The 14,746-nt window shown below is 42.3% G+C and carries 13 protein-coding genes; 4 read left to right on the forward strand and 9 right to left on the reverse strand.

Annotation, left to right across the window (positions count from 1 at the left end; translation table 11 throughout):
• Nucleotides 1–44 precede the first annotated feature (44 nt).
• Nucleotides 45–956 (forward strand): S66 peptidase family protein, encoded by a 912-nt coding sequence (locus BM176_RS03435; RefSeq protein ID WP_090099556.1) that lies wholly within the window; start codon nucleotides 45–47, stop codon nucleotides 954–956.
• Nucleotides 957–969: 13 nt separating this feature from the next.
• Here BM176_RS03435 and BM176_RS03440 read toward each other — a convergent pair whose 3' ends face one another.
• The 3 genes from BM176_RS03440 to BM176_RS03450 form a co-directional block, all read right to left on the reverse strand.
• Nucleotides 970–1,770 (reverse strand): alpha/beta hydrolase, encoded by an 801-nt coding sequence (locus BM176_RS03440; protein ID WP_143097687.1) that lies wholly within the window; start codon nucleotides 1,768–1,770, stop codon nucleotides 970–972.
• 114 nt (nucleotides 1,771–1,884) lie between these two features.
• Entirely contained in the window at nucleotides 1,885–2,697 is an 813-nt protein-coding gene (locus tag BM176_RS03445; RefSeq protein WP_090099560.1) for a HesA/MoeB/ThiF family protein, read from the reverse strand.
• Between the two features lie 27 nt (nucleotides 2,698–2,724).
• Nucleotides 2,725–4,080 carry an ATP-binding protein gene (locus tag BM176_RS03450; protein WP_090099562.1) on the reverse strand — a complete coding sequence of 452 codons (1,356 nt, stop codon included), beginning with the start codon at nucleotides 4,078–4,080 and terminating at the stop codon, nucleotides 2,725–2,727.
• Nucleotides 4,081–4,556: 476 nt separating this feature from the next.
• Between BM176_RS03450 and BM176_RS03455 the strand changes: the two genes are divergently transcribed.
• The gene (locus tag BM176_RS03455; RefSeq protein WP_090099564.1) at nucleotides 4,557–5,111 is read left to right on the forward strand and encodes a YqgE/AlgH family protein; all 555 of its coding nucleotides are present in this window, start codon (nucleotides 4,557–4,559) and stop codon (nucleotides 5,109–5,111) included.
• 631 nt (nucleotides 5,112–5,742) lie between these two features.
• On the opposite strand, the gene atpC is transcribed toward BM176_RS03455, so the two are convergent.
• Both atpC and atpD read right to left on the reverse strand, forming a co-directional pair.
• Nucleotides 5,743–5,994, reverse strand: a complete 252-nt coding sequence (atpC, locus tag BM176_RS03460) for an ATP synthase F1 subunit epsilon (protein ID WP_090099566.1) — start codon at nucleotides 5,992–5,994, stop codon at nucleotides 5,743–5,745.
• 63 nt (nucleotides 5,995–6,057) lie between these two features.
• Complete coding sequence (gene atpD / locus BM176_RS03465) at nucleotides 6,058–7,560, reverse strand: F0F1 ATP synthase subunit beta (protein ID WP_090099568.1); 1,503 nt, start codon at nucleotides 7,558–7,560, stop codon at nucleotides 6,058–6,060.
• A 354-nt stretch (nucleotides 7,561–7,914) separates the two neighbouring features.
• On the opposite strand from atpD, the gene BM176_RS03470 reads away from it, so the two are divergent.
• Both BM176_RS03470 and BM176_RS03475 read left to right on the forward strand, forming a co-directional pair.
• Nucleotides 7,915–8,823: an Abi family protein gene (locus BM176_RS03470; RefSeq protein ID WP_090099570.1), complete on the forward strand. Its 909-nt coding sequence runs from the start codon at nucleotides 7,915–7,917 to the stop codon at nucleotides 8,821–8,823.
• A gap of 342 nt (nucleotides 8,824–9,165) precedes the next feature.
• Entirely contained in the window at nucleotides 9,166–10,635 is a 1,470-nt protein-coding gene (locus BM176_RS03475; protein WP_090099571.1) for a DUF6600 domain-containing protein, read from the forward strand.
• Here BM176_RS03475 and BM176_RS03480 read toward each other — a convergent pair whose 3' ends face one another.
• The 4 genes from BM176_RS03480 to BM176_RS03495 all read right to left on the reverse strand — a co-directional run bounded on the left by BM176_RS03480 (nucleotide 10,636) and on the right by BM176_RS03495 (nucleotide 14,746).
• Nucleotides 10,636–11,148 carry a GNAT family N-acetyltransferase gene (locus BM176_RS03480; RefSeq protein WP_090099573.1) on the reverse strand — a complete coding sequence of 171 codons (513 nt, stop codon included), beginning with the start codon at nucleotides 11,146–11,148 and terminating at the stop codon, nucleotides 10,636–10,638. It lies immediately after the preceding gene.
• Between the two features lie 131 nt (nucleotides 11,149–11,279).
• Complete coding sequence (locus BM176_RS03485) at nucleotides 11,280–11,897, reverse strand: hypothetical protein (protein WP_143097688.1); 618 nt, start codon at nucleotides 11,895–11,897, stop codon at nucleotides 11,280–11,282.
• Between the two features lie 31 nt (nucleotides 11,898–11,928).
• Nucleotides 11,929–13,407, reverse strand: a complete 1,479-nt coding sequence (locus tag BM176_RS03490; protein WP_090099577.1) for a TolC family protein — start codon at nucleotides 13,405–13,407, stop codon at nucleotides 11,929–11,931.
• Entirely contained in the window at nucleotides 13,400–14,746 is a 1,347-nt protein-coding gene (locus BM176_RS03495) for an ABC transporter permease (protein ID WP_090099579.1), read from the reverse strand. The genes BM176_RS03490 and BM176_RS03495 overlap by 8 nt, the downstream gene beginning before the upstream one ends.

Here is a 14,746-nt window from a genome sequence, read left to right on the forward strand (position 1 = left end):
CTGTCGGGTTAATAGTCGACAAAGGTAACTTAAAGCATAGAAGAATGAAAATTCCACCATATCTCAAAAAAGGGGATCTGATAGGCGTCACCTGCAGCAGCAGTAAAATGGACCAGCAGGCAGCTGAATATGCTGCCGGAGTGATCAATTCCTGGGGGTTCCGTGTTCACCTGGGCATTACGGTAGGCACCAGCTTCCATAATTTTTCCGCTCCGGACGAACTGCGGTTGGAAGAACTACAGGATATGCTGGATGACACTGAGATCAAAGCGATCATATTTGGCCGGGGAGGTTATGGTATGGTATGCCTTCTGGATCAACTGGATTTCACCAAATTCCGTAAAAATCCTAAATGGCTCTGCGGATACAGTGATATAACGGCTCTACACAGCCATATCCAGCAACGTTATGGCATTCCTACCATCCATTCCATGATGTGCAGCGGTATTACACCAGAGACTGCAGATAATGAATATGTGGACAGTCTGCGGCAGTCACTTAAAGGTAAAGCCACCAAATATAATTGTGCTCCTCATGAGCTGAACCGCAATGGTAAAGCTAATGGTATTTTAACAGGTGGTAACCTGTCCCTGCTGGCGAACCTGTCAGGAACTGTTTCCCAGCCAGATACCAAAGGCAAGATCTTATTCCTGGAAGATATAGGAGAATACCGCTATAATGTGGACAGGATGATGTATAATCTGAAAAGAGCCGGCTGGCTGGATAAACTGGCTGGATTGGTTGTAGGTTCATTTACTGAGGAAAAAGAAACCATCACCCCTTTTGGTCAAACAGAATACGAGATTATCCGCAATATAGTTAAGGAGTACAAGTATCCTGTTTGTTTCGGTTTCCCGGCAGGACATAGTTATGAGAATTATGCAATGAAATTCGGCCTGCAGCATGATCTGCTGGTAACAGACAAACAATGTAAATTATTACAGCGCATCGGGTAATAATACATACGAATTATTGCAGTGCATTGTCCAATGCCTGATGGAATCTTGTATAATTATCCAGGTTATTATGATCTGCCCCCTCAATAGCAATGAATTTATCACCGGGCTTAAAGAGTGCTTCCAATTTCTTTCCGGAGGATAATGGCACTGTACGATCTGCTGTACCATGAATGATGGTAACAGGTGCCGCTACCTTTTTCAGGTATTCATTTGTAGGAAATTTATATTCCAGCATCAGGCTGTAAGGAAATATAGGCGCATATCGCATGGCCATGTCCGTCATGCTGTAATAAGGTGATTCAAGCACTAACCGTCTGCAATCCCTGATGCTGGCTAGTTGTGCAGCAACAGCTGTACCTAATGACCGGCCAAAGATGATAATACTATCAGCCGGAAAACGTTGACGAGCTATCTGATACATCAGCAAGGCATCGGCATACATCCTGGATTCCAGAAGTGTTCCGGTACTCTTTCCGAATGTAGGGTAATCCATCATCAGCACATCATATCCGTTACGGATAAAATCGGGCGTTTTAGCTGCATAATTGGAGATATTCCTGGCATTACCATGAAAGTAGATTACAATCCCTTTAGGGGCCGTTGCTTTAAATAATATGGCACTCAGTAACTCATCCTTCTTCACCTGAATCTTTAACTCCTCAAAAGGAACATCAAACTGAAATTTATAGTCTGCCGCCAATACATCCGGATGAAAGATGAGTTTCTTCTGGAAAAAATATAATGAGATACCCGGTAACAGGTAGAGAGCTACTAACAGAAAGATAATAGGGCGTAATCTTTTACGAAGCATTGATTTTATTTTATTTTCTGATTGTTTTATTCCAGTGCCAGAATAAAACAATCCTTTATTTGTATGGCCCGCCAGAAGCGGGCCATACAAATAAAGGAGGTAAACAGATCTTGATTAGTCTTCAATATCAGGAACAATCTCCATTCCATACTCTTCTGCAGTCAATACACCTTTTGCAAGTGTATTTGCAATGCCATCAGCATCAGGAGAGAGAGTGTGTGACTGGTATACGTTATGCAGATAGTTCATACTGTATAACTTGTTTGCAAGGCCGTCGGGTACACCTGCAATAAATTTCAGGATTTCATTCACCATCATCAAACCGGTAGCACCATGTGTAACACCGATGATGCCCGCATCAAAGTTGCGGTATTCATCCGTCAGTTTTGTACTGCAACGGTAAGAAGCAGCGGCCTCTCCGCTGGCAGGAGCAATATTGTAGCCAGCCCACCAGGACACCCAGTTATGTACCTCTCCTATAACAAAAGGTTTACCCTGTGCCATACAGGCATCATTGATTACAAGGTGAGTAGGAACGTGCTGTGAGCAATCAATCACAAGGTCCATCCCTTCCAGTAACTGGAGTATATTCTGTGGTTTCACCTGCAACAGCAGGGGATAATGTTTTGTAAATGGATTGCTGGCCCATAAACGGCTGGCAGCCATTTTAGCTTTATGCTTGCGCAGATCCTGCACCTGGAAGATAGGTTGACGGTGCATATCTTCATCCAGTATCACACCATAATCGGCAATGCCGATTACACCCACACCACTGCTGCTAAGATATTGGATTACCGGGCATCCCAATCCGCCGGCACCTACTACGAGGATTCTTGTTTCTTTTAGTTTTTCCTGCATGGCCACTCCCATACCCGGAACGGCTATTGCATGTTTAAAATGCTGTAGTTCCTTTTCAATTAACGCCATAAGCTGATCTGATTTTCGAATGATCAATTATTCCTGAGGAAACTCCATTGTAAATTTACTTCCCTTTCCGGGGGTACTTTCTACTTTGATCTTACCCTTGTGCGCATCCACGATGGCTTTCACATAACTTAATCCAAGACCAAATCCTTTCACATTATGTACATTCCCTGTGTGGGCGCGATAGAATTTTTCAAAGATACGGGAAATCGTATCACGGCTCATACCAATACCGTTGTCTGCAATAGTGATCACCAGGCTTTTTTTGCTGTTGTAAGTAGAGATCACTACTTCTAAATCTTCTTTTGAATATTTTATTGCATTGTCCAGCAGGTTAAAGATCACGTTGGAAAAATGTACATCATCTGCCTGGATAATAGGATTGATAGCATCCAGCCGTACTTCCACACGGCCATTTCGTAAACCAAACTGCAGTTGCAGATTATCGACTGTATGCTGAATCACATCGTGTACATCTGTTACCTGCAGGTTTAGTGCAATTTCATTTTTCTCCAGCAGGGCAGATTGCAGGATGCTTTCCACCTGCTTGTTCATGCGTTTATTTTCTTCTTTGATGATACCTGAAAAATACCGGATCTTCTCTTTGTTATCCATCACCTTTTCATTGCCAATAGCATCGATAGCGAGGGAAATAGTAGCCAGTGGCGTTTTCAGTTCATGCGTCATGTTATTGATAAAATCAGATTTAATCTCGGAGATCTTCTTCTGATTTAACATCGTTCGGATGGTAAGGATAAAGGCAGTGATAATCACGGCGGTGAATAGAAGTCCTCCGGCCATCATTCTGCCCAGTGACATCAGCAGTAATAGATTATTCTTTGGTTGCACTACATACAGGGATTCCGTTTGTTCTGTCACATATTCCAGGCTGACGACCAGTGGTACGGAGTGAACAATGTAGTTCAGGCTGTCTGTACCGGATTCTTCTATCATTTTAGTAAATCCGGGAGATTGCATTTTTACACCGTTGGTATTACCAAAAACACCTCTGCCCATGATGGCAAATTCGAAGGTAGTATCCAGGTGAGCATCTCTTAATCCTTTAGCTATCAGTTTCTGTACTTCGTCTGTAGTAAAGCGGTCGCTTATATTCTCATTGAACAGCGCTTTTAACTCAAATTTGTCTATTACCAGTCCTCTTTCAGTGGCCCTGGCACCATCTACTTTAAAGCGCATGGGAGGAGCCTGCCTGAGAAGCATTTGTTCCCTTACGTTATTTATAAAGCTGATCATGCGTTGTTCCATCTGTTCCCTGCGTACAATAGAGGCATTATAGATCCAGTTTACCTGGATATAAATGATTCCCAGCAGGGATAGTGTAATTAACACCACAATAATGGGAAATACTTTCTTCAGTGGTATCATGCTAGATCAATAGTAAAACGCGCAATATACTTACAAACATTGATGGCGCCAGTGTAAAAATTGTTAAAAATTAATATTTGCTATAGCAACGTTAATACAAAATTAATACGCTGGAACCTTTTACAGTACTGACTTTAATAATAAAGCATCACTTTAACGTAATTTTAACTGGGTAATTGCACTTGGAATTGATCTTCTTTATGTACATTTGCCATATCAAACTGGTACCAAATTTGATGTACTGGTGAGATATAACAAGCGAATTTAAAATTTCTACATACATCGAAATGGATTCGACTCCATAAGCGATTTAGATTTTGGTTGATAAAATGGTAAGGAGGCTTTCTAGCCTCCTTTATTATTTTGCTACTACTACGGGGCAGAATTTAAGAATCTATATCAGAAATTCTATAAATTAATACTATTCTACTTGCGCTCAATTAGTTAAATTTGATTAGTGCTAAAATTGATTGTGTATGGTTTCCTTATTGCCCGGTACATTACTCATCGCTGACCCATTTCTGAAAGATCCGAATTTTGCACGTACTGTTGTATTGCTTTGTGAACATCAGGATACAAAAGGCAGCTTTGGCTTTGTTCTCAACAAATTATTTGATCAGCAATTAAATGAGCTGGTGCCTGAAATATTGATAAACACCATTCCTGTGTTTTATGGCGGGCCTGTGCAGATAGATACTATTCATTTTATTCATCAGCAGCCCGAATTAATAAAGGGTGGTTTTGAGATTATTAAGGGAGTTTACTGGGGAGGAGAGTTTGAAACAGTAGTATCATTAATTAACAGTGGAAAACTGGACCTTACGAAGATCAAATTCTTTATTGGTTACTCCGGCTGGAGTAACGGACAGCTTGAGAATGAACTGAATGAAAAATCCTGGATCACTTCTACCAGTGATATCCCGCTTATATTTGAAGAAGAAGAACAGCATATCTGGAAGCAGGCTTTAAAGAATTTAGGGAGTAACTTTGCTATCATGGCCAATTTCCCGATTGACCCTCTCCTGAATTAGTTACATATACATATTCCACCACGCATAAAGCAGCCTTTTAAAAGAGACTGTGGATAAAAAAGAGAAAAAATATTTTCTGCCTACACTTTGAGGTCCAATGACTAACGTCACCGGCTGTCTTTTCTTGTCCAAAACAGTCATCCGACAAGAGGATATTTAAAAAAAATCGAATATCTTGCCTATGCAAAAACAGTGAAAACGTACCTTCTGTTGTTATAACCCTGTATATCAGACAAATGAGGAACTGGCGAAACTAATTATAACCGAATATATATACCTATGAAGGGCAGATCTTATTTCAGGTTCTGCAATCCTTCCTGGACTTAGAATTTTAACAATTAAAATATAAAGCTGAAGCCCTTTCATAAAGGGCTAAGGGCTGTGCTTTGAAAGGTTTACACAAAATCATTCAATACATAGGATATTCATTTTCATAGGAACGGGCCCAAGTGCGGCTGCAGAATTTAATTATTCTGTGCAGCGTGGGTCTGGTTTGTACGATGCCCTGGCCAGTAATCTTACTGCGCTTTGAACAGGGCAATTAATAATTAGATTGGAATAGTTAGGACAAAACGAAGGCCGGGTAATCATACCCGGCCTATTATTTTATGCTAATAATGTAAGCTGAAAATTATTGTGCAACAGCTCCTTCTACAAGCACAGTTGCTTTATTTTTCAACACTTCAACAAAGCCTCCTTCGATGTTATAGAATTCGCTGTGTGTCTTATTTGTAAGCACCTTCATCTTGCCTTTACCCAAGGCAGCAATCAATGGTGCATGCCTGTCCAGCACTTCGAAAGAACCATCTACACCAGGCAATTGTACACCGTACACTTCGCCGGAGAATATTTTTCTTTCAGGTGTTAATACCTCTAATAACATATTAAAAGTTATGAGTTGTTGTGATTGAAAAACGAAATGTGATTCAGTGATAAAAACTATTAATTAGTTCTTAGCTGATTCCAGCAATTTCTTACCTTTTTCTATTGCAGCTTCGATATTACCTACAAGGTTAAACGCAGCTTCAGGATACTCATCTACTTCACCATCCATGATCATGTTAAAACCGCGGATAGTTTCTTCGATAGGCACCAGTACACCTTTCAGACCAGTAAACTGTTCTGCTACGTGGAATGGCTGTGACAGGAAACGTTGTACACGACGTGCACGTGATACTGTCAGTTTATCTTCATCACTTAATTCATCCATACCAAGGATAGCGATGATATCTTGTAATTCCTTATAACGTTGCAGAATCATTTTCACTCTCTGTGCACAATTGTAATGTGCTTCACCAACGATAGAAGGACTAAGAATACGGGAAGTAGATTCCAGCGGACTCACAGCAGGATAGATACCAAGATCGGATATTTTACGATCCAATACAGTAGTAGCATCAAGGTGAGCAAATGTTGTAGCCGGAGCAGGGTCAGTCAAGTCATCCGCAGGTACGTAAACCGCCTGTACGGAAGTGATTGAACCATTTTTAGTAGAAGTGATACGTTCCTGCATCAGACCCATTTCTGTAGCCAGAGTAGGCTGATAACCCACCGCTGAAGGCATACGGCCTAACAGTGCGGATACTTCAGAACCTGCCTGTGTAAAACGGAAAATGTTATCCACGAAGAACAGGATATCACGACCACTACCTGCAGTACCATCGCCATCACGGAAATATTCAGCCATCGTTAAACCAGATAAAGCCACACGAGCACGGGCTCCAGGAGGTTCATTCATCTGTCCGAATACGAAGGTTGCCTGAGATTTTTTCAGTTCCTCCATATTTACGGATGAGAGGTCCCAACCACCATGTTCCATGGATTCGTTGAACTTCTCACCATATTTTACGATACCTGCTTCGATCATTTCACGCATCAGATCGTTCCCTTCACGGGTACGCTCTCCCACACCAGCAAATACGGATAAACCTTCATATCCTTTTGCGATATTGTTGATCAGTTCCTGAATCAGTACGGTTTTACCCACACCAGCACCACCAAACAAACCAATTTTACCACCTTTTGCATATGGTTCGATCAGGTCAATTACTTTGATACCGGTAAACAATACTTCAGTATCTGTTGCCAGATCTTCGAATTTTGGCGGCTTACGGTGGATAGAATAACCATTAGTCGTATCGATATCTCCCAGACCGTCGATCGCCTCTCCTACCACATTGAACAAGCGTCCTTTGATATGGTCGCCTACCGGCATTTTAATTGGAGTACCTTTGTCTGTTACAGACATTCCCCTAACGAAACCGTCTGTAGAATCCATTGCTACGCAACGAACACTGTCTTCTCCGAGGTGTTGCTGCACTTCCAGTACTACTTTCTGACCATTTTCGCGGGTAATTTCCAGTGCGTTGTAGATTTCGGGCAACTGTCCGTCGAAATGGACGTCCACCACTGCACCGATAATTTGCTTGATCTTACCTGTGTTAGGCATATTTTAAAGAGGTTTATAAATGCTAAAATGAGCGATTTGTTAAATTTGCGCAAAGGTAACTGTTAATAGGGGAAATTCAAAATAAGCACAAAGAATCGCCTGCGGTATTTGTCTGAATACAAAGAACCGCCACCAGAAGGTATTTAATGCATAAAGGTGGTTGAAAGGATATTTCAAATATACAAAATAAATAATACTATAGCAATAGGAGGCTGGAGAAAGTCTTAAAATATTATGCAAAAGGATTTTTTTTGCGTTTAATTAAAATTATCCTAAATTCGCATTGACAGAACTCGCCACGCTACCCGTAAGATCAGCGTCCCACGGCGAGGCTTTTTTTTTACATTGTTTGTTATGGTTAATTTCTTCAATAAACCAGCTACCTCCTTTCAGGATCAGATAGCGCTTTTACAACAACGCGGGCTAATTATTACAAATACTGCTACTGCGGAACATCATTTAAGGCATATTGGCTATTACCGCCTGGCTGGTTATTGGCAGATATTTCAGCACGACAAAGTAAGACACACTTTTATTCCTGATACCACTATAGATCAGATTATCGAACTATATAACTTTGACCGGCAATTAAGACTATTATTAAATGATGCCATTGAAAGGATTGAGGTATCTTTTCGTGCATTGATCATACATGAAATGTGCACGAGTTATGGACCTACCTGGTTTAGTGATGAACAATATGCAGAGCAGACAAATTGGTTTAAAGAAAACCTAACCTGCATAAATAAGGAATTAGAGAGATCCAGTGAGGAGTTTGTCATTCATCACAACCGTAAATATGGTAAAGACATTCATCCCCCTGCCTGGAAGACTATGCAAGTCCTTTCCTTTGGTACACTTTCTAAAATATACCACAATATCAAAACCGGCATTCCTGAAAAAAAGGCAATTGCTGCCGCACTCGGCCTTCCTAACGAAAAATGGCTGGATAGCTGGATGCAGGTAATTTCCGTTCTACGTAACTATTGCGCTCATCATAGCAGAGTCTGTTATCGGATTTATAGTTTTCCTCCTAAAGATTTACACAGAGGCAGGCTTCCCTGGATAAAAAACATCCCAGGTGGAATATTAAAGCAACACCTTTACTACCAGCTATGTGTCGTTAAATATATTCTTAACAGCTGCTCCCCCGACAACAATTTTAATCAGAAGTTAAAAGAATTAATTGCAAAATATCCCAGCATTAATCTCAATCGTATGGGCTTTATACCCGATTGGGAAACCGAAGCCCTCTGGCAATAATTACAGACTTAGCCCTCCAAAAAATACTATTAACTACTAAGAAGCATAATCCTGTAAACCATAGGCTCCCCTCCTATTAAATGTGAAGGTTTTGCTAAAAAACACCTCCCAATTCATCTAAAATAGCCACAGCATTAGTTTTAGTTGATCAGGCACAATAATTGTTTTATTTAAGGTAAGCTAACATCTGACACCGTTCCATCACTTAGAGATGCGCCAGGCCAGCGAACAGCCTATAAACATTCACAATTAAATCTTACAGTCTTCAAACACATTAAGTACAACTGTACAAGTTCAGGGACAAGTAAATCAATTAATGCCACGACCTATAAAACAATCAAAATGAGAAACATAAAAAATTATATTATCCTCAGTATCATCACAGCATCTTTGATGCCTGGTATCTCCTCATGCGTGACCGCAAGGCCACAACAAGTACAACAGGTATACGACGATGATGGTTTCTATAACGCATTAAGTCCTTATGGCCAGTGGATAAACTATGACGGTTATGGCGAAGTATGGCAACCTAATGTGGGGCCCGATTTCCAACCCTACTCTACTGCTGGTCACTGGGTATACACCGACTATGGCTGGACATGGATGTCTGACTACGACTGGGGATGGGCTCCGTTTCACTACGGCCGCTGGACATTCGATAACAGCTATGGCTGGTTATGGATTCCAGGTACCGAATGGGGACCAGCATGGGTAAGCTGGAGAAACAGCAACGATTACTACGGATGGGCTCCGTTAGGCCCCGGTATGACCATTGGTGCCAGCTATAATATACCGGTTACCTACTGGTCATTTGTACCCTGCCGGTATATTGCCAATCCATATGTGAACCGTTATTATGTAGACCGTGGCAGCAGGGTAAATATCTACCATCAAACCACTATCATTAATAATACCACTATTATTAATAACAGGACTTACTACCGCGGTCCTTCTACCAGGGATGTGGAACGTGTTACCAATGCTCCAATACGCCCAATGCGTATTACAAACGATAATCGTCCGGGAAGGGCAAGCGTAGCCAACAACCAGGTAAGAATCTATCGTCCTCAGGAAGCAACACTGCGTTCCGGACGTAACGGTACCAACTTTACCAATGGTAATACCCGCCCGAACAATAACTTTGACAGGCCTTCTACTCCCGGAAGAGTGAATCAGCCTAACAATAATCTGCCCGGTGGCGACAGGATCAATAATCCAACACCGAACAGACCCATAAATAATAACACTCCCGGTAGAGTGAATCCTGCTTACGACAGACCAAATGCTCCCGTAAACAATAACACTCCAGGTAGAGTAAATCCTGCTGACAACAGACCGACCACTCCCGTAAATAATAACACTCCCGGCAGAGTGAATCCTTCTGACAACAGACCGACCACTCCCGTAAATAATAATACTCCCGGTAGAGTGAATCCTTCTGACAACAGACCGACCACTCCCGTAAATAATAATACTCCAGGAAGAATGAATCCTTCTGACAACAGATCGAATGCTCCTGTAAACAATAACACTCCCGGACGTAATGATAGCAGACCTATCACGCAGCCACGTGTTATGCCATCACAACCTGACAGACCTGTACAGCAGCAGATGCAACCGCGTACACAGCAAGTTCAGGAACCACGTACACAACCTGTTCAACAGCAACGTTCGCAGCCTGTTCAGCAGGAACCACGTATGCAGCCACAACAGCAGCGTACACAACCACAACAGCCAACTCGTGTGCAACCGCAGGCAGCTCCAAGACAGGCAACTCCAGCGCAGGAACGTTCAGGACGTGATAGAAATTAGTTAAATACCATAAACAGTAAGATATATTTCACTGGTAATTTTTGAAAAGGCATGTTCCTCCTGGGGCATGCCTTTTTGCATGAGCCACATCACTAATGGCTCTCCACCGGCGTGATAAGAAGGTTGCCGGTAGCTATAAGGCCAGGCAGTAAAACCCAGTCCTTCGTAAAATTTAATACGTCGTTCTGCATCCACCGAATGCGGCGGTTCCACTTCCAATACTATCTGCTGATACTGCGCAAGCAGTAAGGACATCACCTTACTGCCAATACCACCCCCACGCTGCCCTTCAACAATGGCAAAGTGTTCTATAAAAATAAAACCGGTAAGTAACCAACAGAATACAAAGCCCGCAAACTCACCGTTATATTGTACTATCTGCAATTGTAAAACACCCTCCTTCAGCAATTCCTGTTGGGCAGACAAATTACGGCGTTCCTTCACGGGAAAAGACAACTCATAGAGTTGTTCTACTTCTGCAGGTATGGCCTGTAAAAGATTGAGAGTAATCATGTAAAAGCAAAGATAAGTAACCGTTTGGTCGTATCAGGATTACCAAATGTTACTTCTTCTATTGAGATAAAGATTGCTTCTAGTGCCAGGACGTGCACAGATAAGGATCCGGATTTTATATGTTACTTCTTTTACTGCTTAGGAGTGCACTGATAAGGATCTGGATTCCCTGGTGCTGCAGCTTTATTGGCAGCCCAGCAAAAATTCATTGGCTGGCTGGTAATACTTACCAGTTTAATTTCCACTTTTTGACCTTTACGGCTGGCAGCCGCACTTACTGATTGTGTACCCTTTGCAGGTACATCATTGATTGTATATTGCTCTGTTTTGAATGCGTCGCCATTTCCGCGCAAGTACTCTACAGATACCACTACATTATCCAGCGGATACTCCGTCTGGTTACGTACAATTATCTTCAGATCTTTGATCCCGCCAAAAAATCCGGTTTTGTAATCACTGGTGCTTACGGCTATGAACTGCTTCCAGTTGCGGCGAAAATAGGTACGGCGCTCTACGAACGTACCTTCTCCTGCAGCTTCAGTGCGTTGCTGTACCTCTCTCCTGCTTTCAATCTGCTGTGTGGTATTACTGTTAATGTCCAGCGATTCCTTTAGCTGCCGGTTTTCATTTAGCAAACGCTCATTTTGAGACAGTACCTGCTTAATACGATCCTGCTGCCTGGAGTAACTCACTACCAGGAAAATGAGGAGAAAAATTATAACAATGGAGTACCCTATATGTCGCTTCATATCAATGAAAGAGAAAAAATAATGCCAGAAGCTATTTTCCCCGCTCCACAAAATCATACCTGATCTTATCTTTCCGCTCAAAGTCATAAAGGGTAAGCAATCGTACAGTATAATAAGCATTCCAGAAGGCCCGCAGGGCATCGATATAATTCTGACTGGCCTGGTCTTTTTCCTGCTGTGCGAGATTGAGGTCTGTAATAGATATTTTTCCGATAAAGTAGCGCTGTTTCGTGATTTCGTAACGTTGTGCTGCAATAGTATCTGCTTTCGACGCACTGGCCAGAAGTTTTTGCTGGATGTTAAATTGCTGCGTCTGTAAATAGATTTCCTGTTCAAAACTACGCTCCTGCTGCTGTACGTCTATCTCTATAAGTTCCTGGTTGGCCTTTGCCTGCCGGATCTTGTTACGCGCCTTGCCCCAATCTACAATAGGGATAGCAACTCCTACTGTCAGCAACTGGTTTTGTTGCAGACTATTGCCGGTATAGGCCTGTTTGAAAGTATTGCCCTGTCTTGCCTGGCCGAAGTTGGCCCCCAGGTTCAGCTCATAACCATTGTTCCCTCTTGCCTCTGCCACCTGTTGTTCGGCTTCCAGGCGCTGACGCCGGAAAGATAAAACCTTCTGACGGTTGTCCAGGGCCTCCCTTTGTGCAGAATCCACAGCGATTTGTAATGCTGGTACATTATCCGGCAGGGAAACATTTACTGCACTGCTTTTAGGCATGTTCAGAAACTGTGTTAGTTCCCGGTAAGCGATTTCTTTTGAGAGAGTGGCCTGCTCCAGGTTGTTACGTGCATTTAGCAGGTTCAGTTCTATCTGCAATAATTCATTTTCTGCAATCTTTCCCAACTCAAATCTTCCCCTGGAAAGTCTGTAGAGGGTATCTGTATTTGCCACATTCTGTAACAGGATCTTTTCCCGTTGCTGGGTAGCCAGTGCATTAAAAAAGAATCCGGCAGACTGCAACGCGATTCTTTCCAGATCTTCTACATACTGCTTTTTAGATTCTTCATATAACAACGGTTGAATTTTTCTGTCCCAGCGGTATGGATTATACAGGATCATTGGTTGTACATAGTTGATAGAAAAGGGTACAGACAAATAACTGATATCGCTGGTGGGATCAAAAACATCATTGCGCTGTAAATTGGTAGCCAGTGATAACTGTCCGCCGGTGAAGCCTATAATCTGGTCTGCCGTTAATCCGGCAGAGCTGTAAGAATAAGAGCTACGGCTGAAAGCATAGGTACCATCGGGCTGCTGGATGCTTTGTGTACTTCCCAGAAAACTGCTGTTATTGTTAGCCTGCAATTTCAGCTGTGGGCGACGGGAAGCGACATAATACCGGTAAGCATACAAGCTGTTGAGTGCACTACTGCGGGCTTTGTAATAAGAAGGTGAATTCTTCTGTGCTTGCTGCACTACATCCTGCAATGATAAGGTTTGTTGTGCAGATGAAGAGACATAGGTCAGCAGTCCGCATAGGGCAAAAGGCAATATTTTAATCATGGCGTAAGCATTCAATAGGGTTCTTTTGAGCCGCCTTACGGGCAGGGGAAATACCAAAGATTAGTCCTACGGCAGAAGCCAGCAGGAAGGACAATACGATAGAAATACCGGAGATCAGTGTATGGATCTCCGCTAATTTGTCTACCAGGTAAGCGCCAGATACACCCAGCAGTACACCAATAGTTCCACCGGAGAGGCTGATCAGCACTGCCTCAAACAGAAACTGCATCACGATATCACTTTTCTGTGCACCTAATGCCATACGGATACCGATTTCACGCGTACGTTCCAGCACAGAGGCCAGCATAATATTCATAATGCCAATACCTCCTACCAGCAATGAAATACCGGCAATAGCACTTAATACGATATTGAATACATCTTTTGTTTTCTGTTGCTGCTTTAATAATTGTTCGGGAATAGTGATCTCAAAATCTGCGACATTGTTATGACGACGGCGCAGCATACGATTGATCACAGCAGCAGATGCTGACAATGTTTCCGTTTCACTTACCTGGATCACCAATTGATCCAGCTGATGAAAGATCATATTGGAAGCAGGTGTATTCTGTTGCTGATCTCTATCGTCTGAACCAAGGTACAGTGAGGGGTTCTTATATCTGACTAAAGCTGTCTGAATCGGAATATAAATATCAAGATTATAATCACGAATGCCAAGGTTTTCCTTAGTAGCATTACTGATCATTTTTTCTTCGGTTACACCAATGATCTTCAGCCATTGATTTCCACATTTAATTGTTTTACCCAACGGATCTTCAGCGATAAAGAATTTCCGTTTTACATCACTGCCAATGATACATACTGCTTCACCTGATTGCAGTTGTTGTTTGTTAAATATTATGCCCTCACCCAGCCGCATATTATTAATTCCAAAGAAAGCAGGCTGGATGCCTACTATTTTCATTTTGCTGCTTTTGCTGCCATAGATCACATCCTGTTCCTGGATCATTTCCGGGCTGATAGCCGCTACCGTCGGTAGCATTTTCCGGATGCTCTCAGCATCTGCCAGACTCAATCCTTTAGAGAAACGGCCCTTACCACTTTCCTGTTTTTTAGGTGATTCTTCCGCAGCCGCTTCCTTCTTTTCCTGCTCTTCTTTTTTCTCCTGTGTCTTTGGTTTGATCACAATATTATTCACACCCACCAGTTTCATCTGGTTCATTATTTCTTCTTTCGCACCTTTTCCAATAGCCAGCATGGCAATCACTGCAGACACTCCGAAGATGATTCCCAGCGCAGTCAGAAAAGAACGTAGTCTATTGGCTCCAAGAGAATCCAGGGCAATGTACAGGTTGTTGAAATTACGGTCTAATTGCAT

Origin of the sequence: Chitinophaga sp. CF118 (assembly GCF_900112615.1) — a bacterium.
Taxonomy (GTDB): Bacteria; Bacteroidota; Bacteroidia; order Chitinophagales; family Chitinophagaceae; genus Chitinophaga.

Coding starts and splice junctions, on each gene's coding strand:
- BM176_RS03450 (WP_090099562.1), bottom strand. CDS start 4,080: ATGATACCACTGAAGAAAGTATTTCCCATTATTGTGGTGTTAATTACA.
- BM176_RS03455 (WP_090099564.1), top strand. CDS start 4,557: ATGGTTTCCTTATTGCCCGGTACATTACTCATCGCTGACCCATTTCTG.
- BM176_RS03485 (WP_143097688.1), bottom strand. CDS start 11,897: ATGAAGCGACATATAGGGTACTCCATTGTTATAATTTTTCTCCTCATT.
- BM176_RS03490 (WP_090099577.1), bottom strand. CDS start 13,407: ATGATTAAAATATTGCCTTTTGCCCTATGCGGACTGCTGACCTATGTC.
- atpD (WP_090099568.1), bottom strand. CDS start 7,560: ATGCCTAACACAGGTAAGATCAAGCAAATTATCGGTGCAGTGGTGGAC.
- BM176_RS03480 (WP_090099573.1), bottom strand. CDS start 11,148: ATGATTACTCTCAATCTTTTACAGGCCATACCTGCAGAAGTAGAACAA.
- BM176_RS03470 (WP_090099570.1), top strand. CDS start 7,915: ATGGTTAATTTCTTCAATAAACCAGCTACCTCCTTTCAGGATCAGATA.
- BM176_RS03435 (WP_090099556.1), top strand. CDS start 45: ATGAAAATTCCACCATATCTCAAAAAAGGGGATCTGATAGGCGTCACC.
- BM176_RS03495 (WP_090099579.1), bottom strand. CDS start 14,746: ATGCAATTAGACCGTAATTTCAACAACCTGTACATTGCCCTGGATTCT.
- BM176_RS03445 (WP_090099560.1), bottom strand. CDS start 2,697: ATGGCGTTAATTGAAAAGGAACTACAGCATTTTAAACATGCAATAGCC.
- atpC (WP_090099566.1), bottom strand. CDS start 5,994: ATGTTATTAGAGGTATTAACACCTGAAAGAAAAATATTCTCCGGCGAA.
- BM176_RS03440 (WP_143097687.1), bottom strand. CDS start 1,770: ATGCTTCGTAAAAGATTACGCCCTATTATCTTTCTGTTAGTAGCTCTC.
- BM176_RS03475 (WP_090099571.1), top strand. CDS start 9,166: ATGAGAAACATAAAAAATTATATTATCCTCAGTATCATCACAGCATCT.